Source organism: Flavobacterium sp. OHVDL-2026-0007 (genome assembly GCF_059882335.1).
Genome location: NZ_CM187612.1, coordinates 1,574,103 through 1,589,413, shown reverse-complemented (window position 1 = coordinate 1,589,413; position 15,311 = coordinate 1,574,103). Strand labels below are relative to the sequence as shown.

The window sequence follows — 15,311 nt, the reverse complement described above, 5'->3', positions numbered from 1 at the left end:
GCATTTTTGAAATGATAAAGAATAGAAAGAAAAATAGTGTTTGCTCGATCCTGCTCATTGGTTTGATGGTGTTTTCATTTAGTATAATGACCTCTCAGGAATCTTTAAAGAAAGAAATGACAATTTCTAAAGAGTTAAAATGGTCGGAACGAATGGCTTTTTCTATTATGAAACGCAATCCAAAAGCTTGGCAAATGGATCATAATGAAAAACCAAAATGGGATTATAAACTCGGCTTGGTCATGATGTCTTTTCAGGAACTTTACAAAAAGACAAAGAATCCTGTTTATGAGAATTACGTAAAGCAATATGCCCAAACCGTTATTAGTAGTTCAGGTGAAATAATGAACTATAAGTTGGAGGATTATAATATTGATTATGTCAATGCAGGCAAAATACTTTTTGACCTTTATAAAACAACAAAAGAGCTTCGTTATTGGACGGCAATGCAAACCTTAAGAAAGCAGTTAGCCACACATCCGAGGACAAATTCTGGTGGTTTTTGGCATAAAAAAATATACCCGTATCAAATGTGGCTTGACGGATTGTATATGGGAACACCATTTTACGCACGTTACACTCTAGAATTTGATAAAGGAAGGGATCTTGATGATGTAGCCAAACAATTTGAACAAATCCATATACATACCCTTGATAAAAATACAGGCTTGCTTTTTCATGCTTGGGATGAAAGCAAACAAATGCCTTGGGCCAATAAAGATACCGGAGCTTCACCCAACTTTTGGTCTCGTTCTATTGGCTGGTATATGATGGCTTTAGTAGATGTTTTGGATTATATGCCCAAAAATCATCCCAAAAGAAAAGAGTTAATCCATTATGTAAATGAGATTTCAACAGCCGTTGCAAAATATCAAGAAACGTCAGGATTATGGTATCAGGTGACCGATTCAGGGGCAAAAGAAGGGAATTACTTAGAAGCATCTGGTTCTGCAATGTTTGTGTATGCTTTTGCAAAAGGAGTGAAAAAAGGATACCTACCAGCGCGTTATAAAAAATTGGCTGAGAAAGGTTTTGAAGGGCTAATTACTAAATTAATTAGTGTGGATCCTGATGGTGAGATTCACATCAACTCGGTATGCGCGAGTGCAGGTTTGGGAGGCAATCCGTATCGTGATGGCTCTTATGAATATTATATAAAAGAAAAAATAAAAACCGACAACTCACACGGTTTAGGGCCTTTTATTTTGGCAGCTATAGAATTAGATAAATAGTAGAATTTAAATATATTTTAAAATGAAAAAGAATAGAAGACAAGGTTATTTTGCAACATTTACTGTAGTTTGCTTACTGGTTTTTATGAGTGGTAAAGTGACTTCACAAGAACAGGCAAAAAAGGAAATTGTAATTTCTAAAGATTTAAAATGGTCGGATAAAATGGCGCTGACTTTAATGAAACGTCATCCTGAAGCGTATATGATCGACGATCGAAAAGAGGCAAAATGGGATTATGTTCATGCTTTAGTTTTGCACTCCATCGAAGAATTGTACAAAAAAAATCCAGACGCTCGTTATCAAGCTTATGTAAGGAGCTATGTGGATCAACTGGTTCAAGCTGATGGAACTATTAAAACCTATGAGTTCGATAAATACAATATCGATTTGGTAGTACCAGGACGTTTGCTTTTTGATCTGTATGCCACTTCAAAAGAAGAAAAATATTTAAAAGCCATGCAATTGGTTCGCAAACAAATATCGGAACAACCTCGTACACAAAGTGGCGGATTTTGGCACAAACAAATTTATCCAAATCAAATGTGGTTGGATGGTTTGTATATGGGAGAACCTTTTTACGCACAATATACCCTTACGTTTGAAAATGGAAAAAGTTTTGATGATATCGCAAAACAATTCGAATTAATTCAATTGCATGCAACAGACCCAAAAACAGGATTATTATATCATGCTTGGGATGAAAGTAAACAAATGCCGTGGGCAAATAAAGAAACAGGAAATTCTCCAAACTTCTGGTCAAGAGCTTTGGGCTGGTATGTAATGGCACTTGTTGATGTTTTAGATTATATGCCAAAGGATCATCCAAAACAAAAAGAGTTAGTGAAATACTTGAACAATGTTTCAGCGGCCTTGGCTAAATTTCAGGAACCTAAATCTGGTTTATGGTATCAGGTAACAGATAAAGGGGGGAAAGAAGGAAATTACCTTGAAGCTTCAGGATCTTCCATGTTTGCTTATGCTTTTGCAAAAGGAGCAAATAAAGGATACTTACCGGCAAAATATAAAAAATTGGCCAACAAAGCTTTCGATGGTTTGACCACACAGTTGATCACAAAAGTAGATGCTGATGGTGGTATAACATTAACACATGCTTGTCAGGTAGCCGGTCTAGGCGGAGTACCTTATCGTGATGGTTCATACGGATATTATATAAACGAAAGAAAAAAAGACAATGACCCTAAGGCAACTGGACCTTTTATTTTGGCTGCGATAGAATTGAATCGATAACGAGCCTAAAGAATGAACAAGATTGTTTTGTCATTTCGACGAAGGAGAAAAGGCTGTAAAGAAGACGAATCGTTGTTGATGCTCTAGTCTGATTGAATTGGTCGAAATGATAAAAATAACCCTTGGGAGCCTAAAAGTATAATCATTAAGAAAATGAAAAAGTTAAAAGTATTCTTTCTTCTGTTATTTGTATTCTCGATACAAAGGAATTTAGCTCAAGTTTGGGTGTCTGATAATGGAGACGGAACGTATACAAATCCGATACTTCATGCCGATTATTCAGATCCCGATGTGGTTCGCGTAGGAGATGATTTTTATATGACGGCATCGTCTTTCAATTGCATTCCAGGATTACCGATTCTGCGTTCTAAAGATCTCGTAAATTGGAAGATTGTTAGTTATGCACTTGCAAAGCAGTCTCCCTTTGAAACCTATAATAAAGTCCAGCATGGTAATGGTGTTTGGGCACCAAGTATTACTTTTCATAATAATGAATTCTACATTTATTATCCCGATCCTGATTTTGGAATTTACATGATAAAAGCCAAAAAAGCAGAAGGACCTTGGTCTGAACCTCTATTAGTAAAAGCAGGAATTGGCCTTATAGATCCCAGTCCATTATGGGACGATGACGGGAAAGCATATCTCGTTCATGCCTTTGCTGGAAGCCGTGCGCAAATTAAAAGTTTGTTAGTGGTCTGCAGCATGAATACTGAGGGAACGGTAGTTAATAATGATGAAGTAATGGTGATAGATGGACATGAAAGTGAAGGAACTATTGAAGGGCCGAAATTCTATAAACGAAACAATTATTACTATATTTTTGCTCCTGCAGGCGGAGTGGCTACAGGCTGGCAAACGGTTCTGAGATCTAAAAATGTGTGGGGTCCTTATGAAAAGAAAAAAGTTCTGGAACAAGGGAAAACAAGCATAAATGGTCCACATCAAGGTGCTTGGGTACAAACACAAACTGGAGAAGACTGGTTTATTCATTTTCAAGACAAAGGGGCTTACGGTAGAATCGTACATCTTCAACCTATGAAATGGGAAAAAGACTGGCCAGTTATGGGGCAGGATTTTGATAAAAACGGGATTGGAGAGCCCGTAGTTACATTCCGAAAACCGAATGTAGGTAAAAAATATCCAATCGAAACTCCTGCAGAATCGGATGAATTTAATGAGCCTAAATTAGGTTTGCAATGGCAATGGCAGGCAAATTCTCAAATCAATTGGGGTTTTCCAACGAGTTTAGGTCATCTGAATTTGTTTTGTCTGCCTACGCTAAAAGACGATCAGAAAATTTTTGATGCGCCCAATTTATTGTTGCAAAAATTCCCTGCTGAAGAGTTTACGACAACAACCAAATTGACTTTTAATACTCGATTAAACGGAGAGTCGACTGGGCTTTTAGTAATGGGATTGGATTATAGTTATTTGTGTTTTGAAAACGCTAACGGAAAATTGTATCTAAGTCAGAAAACAGGAACTTTTGCTCAGGGAATAGTTGAAAAAGATAGCAAACCAATTTTGATTACTAGCCCAACAATTTATCTAAGAGTGAACGTTAAAAAGGGAGGGATTTGTAGTTTCTTTTATAGTTTAGATGATAAAAAATACGAACGAATTGGGACTAATTTTGTAGCTAAAGAAGGAAAATGGATTGGTGCCAAAGTTGGCCTTTTTGCATTGAGTGGTAAGGTGACAAATGATTCTGGGAATGTAGCGGTTGATTGGTTTAGAATAACAAAATAAAGTGAAGATGATTCAAGTTAAAAAATACATCGCATTGGGTTTGTTGGGTATTTGTTTTGGTGTTTATGCCGAGAATAGTAGTAAAAGCGGATCTGATTTTAGGGGGATAAACGAGCTTACATGCTTCGGTTCAAAGCAAGTGAAAAGAGTATCGGAGCCTATTTTGTGGTATCCAAGCTATAGTGGTGCGGTATTAAATAATAGGCAGATGCAGCAAGAACTAACCCCTAGGCAACAGCAGGATTTTGGCGCAATAAAAAAAACGAACACGCTAACGGTGGCTTTGGATGGCTCGGGTGATTTTACCAAAATTCAAGATGCTATAAATGCAAGTCCATCATTTCCATATGAGAAAGTAACCGTGTTGGTGAAAAATGGCGTGTACAATGAAAAAGTTAGAATTCCACAATGGAACACTCACTTGGCGTTAATTGGTGAAAGCAAAGAAAAGACCATTATTAGTTTTGATGACAATTTCTCTAAAATCAATTTAGGCAGAAACAGTACTTTTTATACCGCTACGGTATCGGTGGAAGCAGATGATTTTTCCGCTTCTAATCTAACGATTAAAAATACTTCGGGAGATCATGGTCAGGCCATCGCTTTATCCGTGGTTGCAAACCGTGTCCAGATTTCAAATTGTAATATTTTAGGAAATCAAGATAGCTTGTACTTGTCAGGAAATGATGCCAAGCAGTATTTTAAAAATTGTTATATTGAGGGAACAACCGATTTTATTTTTGGAGGTGCAACGGCTTTATTTGAAAATTGTGAAATTCACAGTATCAAAAGCTCGTATATCACGGCTGCTTCAACACCACAAGGCAGTGCTTTTGGTTTTGTTTTTAAAAATTGCAAACTTACCGCAGCCCCTAGTGCAACGGCAGTTTATTTAGGAAGACCATGGCGTATTTATGCCAAAACAGTTTATATCCATTGTGATATGGGGAAACAAATCAGACCTGAAGGTTGGGAAAATTGGTCAAAGCCAGAAGCCGAAAAAAATACTCTTTATGCGGAATACAACTGTACAGGCGAAGGCTTTCAACCCACAAAAAGAGTTTCATGGTCACAACAGCTTCAAAAAAAGGATGCTGAAAAATACACTATCGAGAATATTCTAAAAGATTCGATAACTAATTGGTATTCGAAATAAAAAATCATACAATATGAATTTTAAGTATTTTATTTTTCTATTAATTTCATGGGCTTCTTTTGCTCAAAACAATGAATTTCCAACCGCGAAAGTAGATTCGATAGTCAACAGAATTAAGCTTCCACTAATTCCTTCCTTTGAAATTAATGTGTTGAAATTAGGAGCCAAGGGAGATTCGATTACCAATAACAAATTGGTATTTGATAAAGCAATGGCGTTGTGTAAAAAGAACAATGGAGGTACTATTATTGTTCCTAAGGGAATTTATAAAATTAACGGGCCAATTCATTTTGTGAGCAATGTAAACCTTAAAATTGAAAAGGGAGCGAAAATTAAGTTCAGTGATAAACCAGAAGATTATTTGCCAATGGTGTTAACGAGCTGGGAAGGAACTATGTTGTACAATTACAGTCCGTTAATCTATGCTTACCAATGTTCGAATGTGGCCATAACTGGTAAAGGAACCATAGATGGTGAAGGAGGGAAGATCTGGAAAAGTTTTAAAGCCAAAGAAGCAAAGGGAAAAGAGTTGAGTCGCGAAATGAATCATAATAATGTTCCTTTGAAAGATAGAAAACTAGGAGAGGGATATTTTTTACGTCCGCAAATGATTCAGTTTTTTAATTGTAAAAACATTTTGGTTGAGAATATCCGAATCGAGAATTCGCCTTTTTGGTGTTTGCATCTATTAAAGTCTGAGAGTATAACGGTTCGAGGACTGCATTACAAATCATTAAATTACAACAATGATGGTATTGATCCTGAATATGCTAAAGATGTTTTGATCGAAAACGTAAACTTTGATAATGGAGATGATAATGTTGCAATTAAAGCAGGTAGAGACCACGAAGGAAGAGCTAATTCGGCTACACCAAGTGAAAATATTGTGATTAGAAATTGTAATTTCAAAGGACTTCACGGTGTGGTCATTGGAAGTGAAATGTCAGCAGGAGTTCAAAATGTTTATGTAGAAAATTGCAAAACTATTGGGTATTTAAAAAGAGGGATCTATTTAAAAACAAATGCAGATAGAGGAGGCTTTATTAAGAATGTTTTTGTTCGAAATATTCAACTTGACCAAGTAGAAGATTGTTTGTATATGACTGCAAATTATCATGGAGAAGGAAAGGGGTATCAATCAGATATATCCAATATCCATTTTTCAAATATTTCCTGTAATGCAGCTACGGAGTCAGGTATTGTAATTCAGGGTTTTCCAGAAAAGAAAATTCGAAATATTACGCTGAAGAATATTGAGATTAAAGCGGCTAAAAATGCTATTTCCAATGAGAACGCTGAGAATGTTTTAATGACGGATGTTTTTATCGGAAAAAGAGCGACAGTTCCCACGGCTGCGAAATAGTTTTTTGTGGCGCCCCTATCTAATGAATAAAATCAAAAATCTACTAGTAAAGATGTTTAAAATAAAACGCTTTTTATTAATTATCTGTCTCATTTCGACAAGTTGTTTTGCTCAGAAAACCACCCTCTATACTATTGGAGATTCTACAATGGCCGATAAGAAAGATCCAGAGCGTAATCCGGAACACGGTTGGGTACAGGTATTGCAGCCCTTTTTTAAAGAGACTATTGTTGTTGAAAATAAAGCGGTCAATGGTAGAAGTACTAAAAGTTTTATTGCTGAAAAACGCTGGGATTCTATTTATAAAAAATTAAAAAGAGGTGATTATGTACTTATAGAATTCGGACATAATGATCAAAAAATAGAAGATTCCACACGATACACTAATCCACATACCACTTATCGATACAATTTAATTCGGTTTGTAAAAGAAAGCCGAGAAAAAGGAGCAATTCCAATATTGTTGAGCTCTATTGCGAGACGCAATTTTAATGAAAAAGGAGTTCTGGTACCTACACATGGAGAGTATCCCTTAGAAACTAGATTGGTAGCACTGGAATATCAGGTTCCTTTTATTGATTTAGAGTATTATAGCGAGTTATTAGAACAAGCCTACGGACCTGAAAAATCAAAGCAATTGCATTTGCACTTTAAAATGGGGCAAAATGCCTACTACGATAAAGAAAAGGCAGACGATACACATCTTTCGCTCCAAGGAGCAACAGCAATAGCACAAATTTTTGTAGATCAAATTAAGGAATCCAAAGATCCTTCTTTGGGGACACTTAAAAAAGGAGTCAAATAAAGAGGGGGCAGAAGAGTAAATGGACTTAACAACAAACAATAAGCCCGATTCAATCGGGCTTATATGATCAAATTTCATTAGAAATTACAGCCTTTTATTTTTTTGCTTCTTTTGAAATTACTACAGGCATAGAAAAAGCTTAGGAAAGCTGTGACTCAGTAGCTGTTATATGGAATTCCTGTCAATAAAATTAAAAGGAACTTTCACTTGGCCTTTTTCTTTATTTAGGATCATTCTGGCGGCTGTTTCTCCCATCACATTAAAATCGGTAGACATAACGGTAATGCCTAATAATTCTTTTAATGGAGTGTCGTTGTAGGAGATCACACCAATGTCTTGACCTAAAACATATTTTTCGTCGCGAATTTGCTTCATTAAATTAACCAGGTCCGATTCTTCAATAGTAATAAATAAATCGCCTTTTTTAAGAATGATATCATCATAGACTTCATTCATGATTTCAAAATTGATTTCGTGTTCAACACAAAACTTTCTGAATCCGTGTAAAATTCTCCTCGGATAAGGATAGACCGCTTTCTCGGGATAAACCAAAATCAATTTTTTGTATTTCGCTATTTTAGCTAGTCCTTCTTTTAAAGCATTATAGATGTCATTTTCAAAATCTTGATAGATTTTGATGATTTCACCACCCATTCCCAATTTGATATTATCCATTAAGACCAATTTGTCGTCAGGGATTCTCTGAATTGCTTTGGCAACTTCATCAGTAAAACTTAAATGTTTTAATTCCTCCGTTTTAAAATGGGTTGTAATAACATAGTAATCGTAAGCCCCTTCAAATTTATCGAGTAAGTTCAAAAACAAGGTTTCATCACAATGATAAATGTGCAGGTCAGTATGCGCGTTGGCGCCAAGAGTGTTAATGAATGAGCTGTATGTTTTCATTTTATACGCGCTCACTTTGTTAATTAAAAACAAAATATTCACTTTTGATTCTAGCTTCGTTCGGGTAATATAATAGCCTTTTCCTCTAATGGATGAAATAATTTTTCTTTCTTTTAGGATATTATATGCTTTTTCAACAGTGTCTCTGGACATATAAAATTCCTCGCTAAAGCTATTTATGGATGGAATTTTTTGATTTATTTTTAAATTTCCATTTGCAATATTCTGTAAGATCGAGTCTACAATTTGTTTGTATTTGGGGACTCTAGAATCTTCATCAATTTTAATAAGTTTAATCATGATAGCGTTTGGTAAATTATGCCTGTATAAAAGTATAAAGACATAATTCTAAATTATATTTAATAAAAATCGCTAATAATCATTCAAACATTTCACTTAATGCGGTTTTTTTACAAAAAACCGAGAAATTACTAACGCTTGGTTTGTATTTTGTAAGAATTGTCAATTTGTTCCTTATTGCGGATATGATAATTGCGAAATCGATTGCTAAAATAGAAATTTTAAATCTATATTTCTAATATTATCAAGTTCTTATTTGTGATAATATCCAGTTTTAACAAAAAACACAAAATCATAAAGGATAGTACAGGACAGTTTTGTTTTTTACATTCTATTATTTTACAAAACCAAATTAACAGACTTACCAAACAAACTAAAATTATTAAATGGAATCATTATTAGGAATTATTTTTCATTCTATCGGAGGTTTTTCTTCAGGTAGTTTTTATATGCCTTTTAAAAAAGTAAAAGATTGGGCTTGGGAAAGCTATTGGATCGTAGGAGGTTTTTTCTCCTGGTTAATTGTTCCGCCAATTGCAGCTTATTTAACGATTCCCAATTTTTCGGAGATTATCGCAACAGCATCTCCAACTATAAAAGCGTTCACATTTTTAATGGGACTGATCTGGGGAATTGGTGGATTGACCTACGGTTTGGGTATTCGTTATTTAGGAATGTCTCTAGGGAATTCGATCATGTTAGGGTTTTGCTCGGCATTTGGAGCCTTAGTACCTTCTATATATTATGATTTGTATCCAACAGCAGGCAAAGTTTCGTTTAGTGATATGCTTGGCAATACGGGAGGGCAGTTAGTTTTATTAGGAGTTTTGGTTTGTCTTTTGGGAATTGCCATTTCTGGAAAAGCGGGCATAATGAAAGAAAGAGATTTTGCCGTAGGACACGAAGATAAGGATAGGGATTTTAGTATGGTAAAAGGGTTGGTTATCGCTATTATATCAGGGATTTTGAGTTCCTTTTTTAATTATGGAATCGAAGCTGGAAAACCAATGGCAGAAACAGCAGTTGAGTATGGTTGTAATCCATTATTTCAAAACAATGTCACCTATATCGTTTTGATGTGGGGTGGTTTAACTACCAATTTTATCGGGTGTATGTATCTTAATTTTAAAAATAAAACTTTCTCAGATTATACCAATACCAAGACACCGATTGCTAAAAACACACTTTTTTCTGCTCTTGCTGGAACCATGTGGTTTTTACAGTTTTTCTTTTATGGAATGGGAGAAAGCAAATTAGGAAATGGAGCCAGTTCATGGATCTTACATATGTCAACGATTATTTTGACGGCTAATTTTTGGGGCTTTTATTTGAAAGAATGGAAGGGCGTTTCCAAGAGAACCTTGAGGACTTTTGCTTGGGGAATTGGATTAATTATGCTTTCGATTGTTTTGGTCGGAATAGGGAATTCATTATAAAATACAGCAAACAAACAATATTATAAGCATGTCGAATACAACAACAATGTCAAATATAAATACAGAAAATATGAATTTTAAGCATGTAAGCTATCTGTGGGATGATGCTAAGGCAGCAGCACTAGCAGGAGATGAAGTAGCGCTTTTCATTTATCGTTCCAACTTGTTGGGAGCCGATTTAAGACTTACTAATTATGGTGGTGGAAACACTTCTGTAAAAATTACAGACAAAGATCCATTAACGGGAGAAAGCTCTGAAGTAATGTGGATTAAAGGTTCAGGTGGGGACATTGGTACGTTGACAAAATCAGGTTGTGCGGCGCTATATTTAGACAGACTTCGCAATCTTGAAAGTGTTTACAGAGGTATTGAATTTGAAGATGAAATGGTAGAATTGTTCAATCACTGTATTTTTGATTTGGGATCAAAAGCACCTTCAATTGATACGCCCTTACATGGATTTTTACCATTCAAACATATTGATCACTTACACCCGGATGCTGCAATTGCTATCGCTGCTGCAAAAGACGGAGCTAAAATTACTGAAGAATTATTCGACGGTGAAATTGGTTGGGTAGGATGGCAACGTCCTGGTTTTGACCTAGGACTTCAATTAAGAAGTTGTTTGGAGGAAGCGCAGAAAAAAGGAAAAAAACTTCGTGGAATTATGCTGGGCTCTCATGGTTTGTTTACTTGGGGTGACACGGCATTTGAAAGTTATATTAATACATTGGAAGTCATTGAGAAATGTGCGGAATATTTAGAAAGTAACTACGGGAAAAAACGCGCTGTTTTTGGTGGAAAAAAAAGAGACAGTTTACCTGAAGCAGATCGTAAATTAAAAGCAGCAAAAGTAGCTCCTATCTTAAGAGGTTTCTGTTCTTCAGAGCGTCAGATGATTGGTCATTATACCGATGATGCAAGAGTTTTGGAGTTTATCAATTCTAATGATTTAGCCAAATTAGCTCCATTAGGAACTTCGTGTCCAGATCACTTTTTACGTACGAAAATCAGTCCGTTGGTCTTGACATTAGAACCAGATGAGGATTTGGCAGATGTAGCGGCGATCAAAGCAAAGTTAGCACCAGCTTTTGAAGCGTATCGTGCGATGTATAAAGAGTATTACAATGGATGTAAGAAGTCAAATTCACCTGCAATGCGTGATCCAAATCCAGTTGTGATTTTATATCCGGGAGTGGGGATGTTTACATTTGCTAAGGATAAAACGATGGCACGTTTGGCATCGGAATACTATATCAATGCCGTAAATGTGATGAAAGGGGCCGAGGCAGTTTCAGAGTATACTTCATTGCCACACCAAGAAGCTTTTGATATCGAATATTGGTTGTTAGAAGAAGCAAAACTACAACGTATGCCAAAACCAAAAGCATTGTCAGGAAGAATAGCCGTTATTACGGGCTCTGCCGGTGGTATTGGTAAAGCTATCGCTAAAAAGTTTGCTCAAGAAGGGGCCTGTGTAGTGATTAATGATATTAACGAAGAGCGTCTAGAAACGGCTACAGCTGAATTTATCAAGCTCTTTGGTAAAGATGCCGTTTCAAGTACATTATTAAATGTAACGGACGAAAAAAGTACTGAAAAAGCATTAGATGAGGCTTGTCTGGCGTTTGGTGGTGCTGATATTATTGTAAATAATGCAGGAATTAGTATTTCAAAATCCATAGCAGAACATACTCTTGACGAATGGGATAGATTATATGATATTTTGGTTAAAGGGCAATTTATTGTTTCAAAAGCCGGAATTGAAGTGATGCGTAAACAAGGATTTGGTGGAGACATCGTAAATATTGTTTCCAAAAATGCAGTAGTGGCAGGTCCAAATAATCCGGGCTACGGTTCAGCAAAAGCTGCTCAGGCACATTTAACACGTTTAATGGCAGCCGAATTAGGTGCAGATAAAATTCGTGTCAATACCGTAAATCCTGATGCTGTAATCTCAGACTCCAATATTTGGGCTGGTGGTTGGGCAGAAGGTCGTGCTAAAGCATATGGTGTAACGGTTGCGGAATTACCGGCCTATTATGCTAAACGTACGTTACTTAATGAAATTATATTGCCGGATGATATTGCAAACGCTTGTTACGCTTTTGTTGGTGGTTTACTGGGGAAATCAACAGGAAACGCCTTAAACGTAGACGGCGGAGTATCCATGGGCTTTTACAGATAAGTTGTTTTAGGTTTATTTAAGTTTGTTTAAAAACAAAAGTGGTTTTTTGTGATCTAACGTTCGATATCATTTGAGCGTTAGATTTTTTTAAATATAGAAACGCTGATTTAACCTGTAAAATAGCATAAAATAGTAAAGTAAAACAGGAGTTCAATTTATAATAATTTATATATTGTAGACTCTATTAAAAGATAAATAATATGTTAATCGGATCAAACAATATAGCCTCTCACAATGAGGAATTATTAAAAAGACATGAGAACAAATTTGCCTTTACGGTATCTGAAATGGGTGAAACAGAATCCATTATTCAAAAATTAATTGATTTTCAAATCGCGATTCCATCTTGGGCATTAGGAACTGGAGGAACAAGATTTGGACGTTTTGCTGGAGGAGGAGAACCTCGTTCGATAGAAGAGAAGATTGAAGATGTAGGCTTGCTTCATGCATTAAATAACGCTTCAGGAGCGATATCCTTGCATATCCCATGGGATATTCCTACGGATTATAAAGCAATCAAATTTCTAGCTGCACAACACGGATTAAAGTTTGACGCTATGAATTCTAATACCTTTCAGGATCAAGCGAATCAGGCACATTCCTATAAATTTGGATCGTTGCAAAATGTAAACAAAGCAGTTCGTAAACAAGCCATTGCCCATAATATTGAAGTCATTCAACACGGAATTGAATTAGGGTCAGAATCACTAACGGTTTGGTTAGCGGACGGATCTTCTTTTCCAGGACAGTTGAATTTCCGCAAAGCGTACCAAAATACATTAGAAAGTTTAGAGGAAATCTATGCAGCATTGCCTTCCAACTGGAAATTGTTTTTAGAATATAAATGTGCTGAACCTAATTTTTACTCTACTACTGTAGCCGATTGGGGACAATCGTATTCTTACGTGAAAAAGTTAGGAGATAAAGCGCAGACTTTAGTTGATTTGGGACATCATTTGCCAAATGCCAATATCGAACAAATTGTTTCTTTGTTATTAATGGAGAACAAGTTGGGAGGATTCCACTTTAATGATTCAAAATATGGAGATGACGATTTAACAGCCGGAGCATTAAAACCATATCAATTGTTTTTGATTTTTAATGAGTTAGTAGAGGGGATGGATGCCAGAGGAATGAATCACGCAAAAGATTTAGGCTGGATGATCGACGCTTCACACAACATTAAAGATCCTTTAGAAGATTTATTGCAATCGGTTGAAGCTATAATGATCGCCTATGCGCAGGCTCTTTTGGTAGATAGAAAGGCATTAGAAATTGCTCAGGATGAAAATGATGTAGTAAAAGCGCAAGAAATTTTACAACATGCTTTCCGTACCGATGTACGTGCATTAGTCGCTGAAGCTCGTTTGCGTTCCGGTGCTGCACTGAATCCAGTTGAATTGTATCGCAGTCTTACTATTCGAAAAAATCTAATAGGAGAAAGAGGTTTAAAAACAATGGCTACAGGCTTATAAAAAAATAGCATATAATGAATGTAGTTGCAATTTTTGATATTGGTAAAACAAACAAAAAGGTGTTTTTATTTGATGAAAATTACAAAATTGTTTGGGAGAAATCAGTTAATCTTGAGGAAACGGTCGATGAAGACGGTTTTCCCTGTGAAGATATAGAGTTATTAAAAAACTGGATATTCGATGGATTAGCTGAAATAAAAAATCTAAATGGCTATGTTCTTAAAGCTATCAATTTTAGCACGTATGGTGCTAGTTTTGTTTATATTGATGAAAGCGGGAAAATTTTAACTCCTCTTTATAATTACCTAAAAGAGTACCCAGAGGATTTGATTGAGGCTTTCTATAAAAAGTATAAGGGCAAAGAAAAGTTTGCTGCAAAAACGGCTTCTCCGGTTTTAGGAAACCTGAATTCGGGAATGCAAATTTACAGACTCAAAGAAGAAAGACCTGAGTTGTTTGAAAAAATCAGGTATTGTTTGCATTTGCCGCAATACTTGAGTTTTCTTTTAACCAATGAAGCGTATTCAGATATTACCAGTATTGGCTGTCATACCAATCTTTGGAATTTTAAAAAGATGAAGTATCATAAATGGCTCAAAAATGAAGATATTCTAAATAAAATCCCACCACTTCATTTTGGAAAAGATATCATCAAAAAAGACAATGAAGTAGCCATAGGAGCTGGTTTGCATGATAGTTCATCAGCCATTATTCCCTACACTATAAATTTCACTGAACCTTTTGTTTTGTTGTCAACAGGGACCTGGAGCATTTCGTTGAACCCTTTCAATACAAAACAATTGACCTTTGAAGAATTGCAAAATGACTGTTTGTGTTATATGCAATACACTGAAAAACCCGTAAAAGCAGCACGCTTATTTTCAGGTAACGAACATGAGGTACAGACTAAAAGGTTAGCCGCTTATTTTAAAGTAGCTGTAGACGTCTATAAAGAGGTTTATTTTGATAAAAAGATTGTATCTCATTTAAGAGCTTTAAATTATCAAATCATTTATCCAAAGAAATACGATTTTGACATTTTGAAGGAATGTCCTTTTCAGAAAAGAGATCTTTCAACATTTAAAACTTACGAAATGGCCTATCATCAATTGATGATGGATCTGGTGGAACAACAAGTTTTCTCGACTAATTTAGTGGTGCACAATAGCCCTGTAAAGAAGATTTTTGTTGATGGTGGCTTTAGTAAAAATTCAATTTTCATGAATTTATTGGCAGAAGCTTTTCCAGATATGGAAGTGTATGCTGCATCAATGGCACAAGCAAGCGCCTTAGGAGCTGCATTAGCTATTCATCAAAATTGGAACCCCAAACCGATCCAAAATGATCTGATTGATTTGAAATTTTACAAACATTAAAACAATAACTAGAGATTAAAAGATTCATAAGATTTTTGTTTCAGACAGCTGCTACCGTTTGAAGCAAATTTAG

11 protein-coding genes are annotated in these 15,311 nt (G+C 35.7%); 10 read left to right on the top strand and 1 reads right to left on the bottom strand.

Annotated features, from left to right (window positions below; translation table 11 throughout):
• Window positions 1–11: 11 nt before the first annotated feature.
• The 6 genes from AC51AA_RS06015 to AC51AA_RS05990 all read left to right on the top strand — a co-directional run bounded on the left by AC51AA_RS06015 (window position 12) and on the right by AC51AA_RS05990 (window position 7,557).
• Window positions 12–1,232 carry a glycoside hydrolase family 88/105 protein gene (locus tag AC51AA_RS06015; protein ID WP_500704827.1) on the top strand — a complete coding sequence of 407 codons (1,221 nt, stop codon included), beginning with the start codon at window positions 12–14 and terminating at the stop codon, window positions 1,230–1,232.
• An 85-nt stretch (window positions 1,233–1,317) separates the two neighbouring features.
• A complete protein-coding gene (locus tag AC51AA_RS06010; protein WP_500705615.1) occupies window positions 1,318–2,481 on the top strand; it encodes a glycoside hydrolase family 88/105 protein in 1,164 nt (387 codons plus the stop codon).
• A 153-nt stretch (window positions 2,482–2,634) separates the two neighbouring features.
• Complete coding sequence (locus tag AC51AA_RS06005) at window positions 2,635–4,233, top strand: glycoside hydrolase family 43 protein (protein WP_500704826.1); 1,599 nt, start codon at window positions 2,635–2,637, stop codon at window positions 4,231–4,233.
• Window positions 4,234–4,240: 7 nt separating this feature from the next.
• Window positions 4,241–5,389: a pectinesterase family protein gene (locus AC51AA_RS06000; RefSeq protein ID WP_500704825.1), complete on the top strand. Its 1,149-nt coding sequence runs from the start codon at window positions 4,241–4,243 to the stop codon at window positions 5,387–5,389.
• Between the two features lie 13 nt (window positions 5,390–5,402).
• The gene (locus AC51AA_RS05995; RefSeq protein ID WP_500704824.1) at window positions 5,403–6,752 is read left to right on the top strand and encodes a glycoside hydrolase family 28 protein; all 1,350 of its coding nucleotides are present in this window, start codon (window positions 5,403–5,405) and stop codon (window positions 6,750–6,752) included.
• A 52-nt stretch (window positions 6,753–6,804) separates the two neighbouring features.
• The gene (locus tag AC51AA_RS05990; protein ID WP_500704823.1) at window positions 6,805–7,557 is read left to right on the top strand and encodes a rhamnogalacturonan acetylesterase; all 753 of its coding nucleotides are present in this window, start codon (window positions 6,805–6,807) and stop codon (window positions 7,555–7,557) included.
• A gap of 165 nt (window positions 7,558–7,722) precedes the next feature.
• Here AC51AA_RS05990 and AC51AA_RS05985 read toward each other — a convergent pair whose 3' ends face one another.
• Window positions 7,723–8,763, bottom strand: a complete 1,041-nt coding sequence (locus tag AC51AA_RS05985) for a GntR family transcriptional regulator (RefSeq protein WP_500704822.1) — start codon at window positions 8,761–8,763, stop codon at window positions 7,723–7,725.
• Between the two features lie 386 nt (window positions 8,764–9,149).
• On the opposite strand from AC51AA_RS05985, the gene rhaT reads away from it, so the two are divergent.
• The 4 genes from rhaT (at window position 9,150) to AC51AA_RS05965 (ending at window position 15,238) form a co-directional block, all read left to right on the top strand.
• Window positions 9,150–10,199, top strand: a complete 1,050-nt coding sequence (gene rhaT, locus AC51AA_RS05980) for an L-rhamnose/proton symporter RhaT (protein WP_500704821.1) — start codon at window positions 9,150–9,152, stop codon at window positions 10,197–10,199.
• Window positions 10,200–10,245: 46 nt separating this feature from the next.
• Window positions 10,246–12,387, top strand: coding sequence for a bifunctional aldolase/short-chain dehydrogenase (locus tag AC51AA_RS05975; protein WP_500704820.1), 2,142 nt, complete (start codon window positions 10,246–10,248; stop codon window positions 12,385–12,387).
• A 200-nt stretch (window positions 12,388–12,587) separates the two neighbouring features.
• A complete protein-coding gene (locus tag AC51AA_RS05970) occupies window positions 12,588–13,862 on the top strand; it encodes a sugar isomerase (RefSeq protein ID WP_500704819.1) in 1,275 nt (424 codons plus the stop codon).
• 14 nt (window positions 13,863–13,876) lie between these two features.
• Window positions 13,877–15,238: an FGGY-family carbohydrate kinase gene (locus tag AC51AA_RS05965; protein WP_500704818.1), complete on the top strand. Its 1,362-nt coding sequence runs from the start codon at window positions 13,877–13,879 to the stop codon at window positions 15,236–15,238.
• Window positions 15,239–15,311 lie beyond the last annotated feature (73 nt).

Coding starts and splice junctions, on each gene's coding strand:
- AC51AA_RS05970 (WP_500704819.1), top strand. CDS start 12,588: ATGTTAATCGGATCAAACAATATAGCCTCTCACAATGAGGAATTATTA.
- AC51AA_RS05975 (WP_500704820.1), top strand. CDS start 10,246: ATGTCAAATATAAATACAGAAAATATGAATTTTAAGCATGTAAGCTAT.
- rhaT (WP_500704821.1), top strand. CDS start 9,150: ATGGAATCATTATTAGGAATTATTTTTCATTCTATCGGAGGTTTTTCT.
- AC51AA_RS06005 (WP_500704826.1), top strand. CDS start 2,635: ATGAAAAAGTTAAAAGTATTCTTTCTTCTGTTATTTGTATTCTCGATA.
- AC51AA_RS05985 (WP_500704822.1), bottom strand. CDS start 8,763: ATGATTAAACTTATTAAAATTGATGAAGATTCTAGAGTCCCCAAATAC.
- AC51AA_RS06000 (WP_500704825.1), top strand. CDS start 4,241: ATGATTCAAGTTAAAAAATACATCGCATTGGGTTTGTTGGGTATTTGT.
- AC51AA_RS06015 (WP_500704827.1), top strand. CDS start 12: ATGATAAAGAATAGAAAGAAAAATAGTGTTTGCTCGATCCTGCTCATT.
- AC51AA_RS06010 (WP_500705615.1), top strand. CDS start 1,318: ATGAGTGGTAAAGTGACTTCACAAGAACAGGCAAAAAAGGAAATTGTA.
- AC51AA_RS05995 (WP_500704824.1), top strand. CDS start 5,403: ATGAATTTTAAGTATTTTATTTTTCTATTAATTTCATGGGCTTCTTTT.
- AC51AA_RS05965 (WP_500704818.1), top strand. CDS start 13,877: ATGAATGTAGTTGCAATTTTTGATATTGGTAAAACAAACAAAAAGGTG.
- AC51AA_RS05990 (WP_500704823.1), top strand. CDS start 6,805: ATGTTTAAAATAAAACGCTTTTTATTAATTATCTGTCTCATTTCGACA.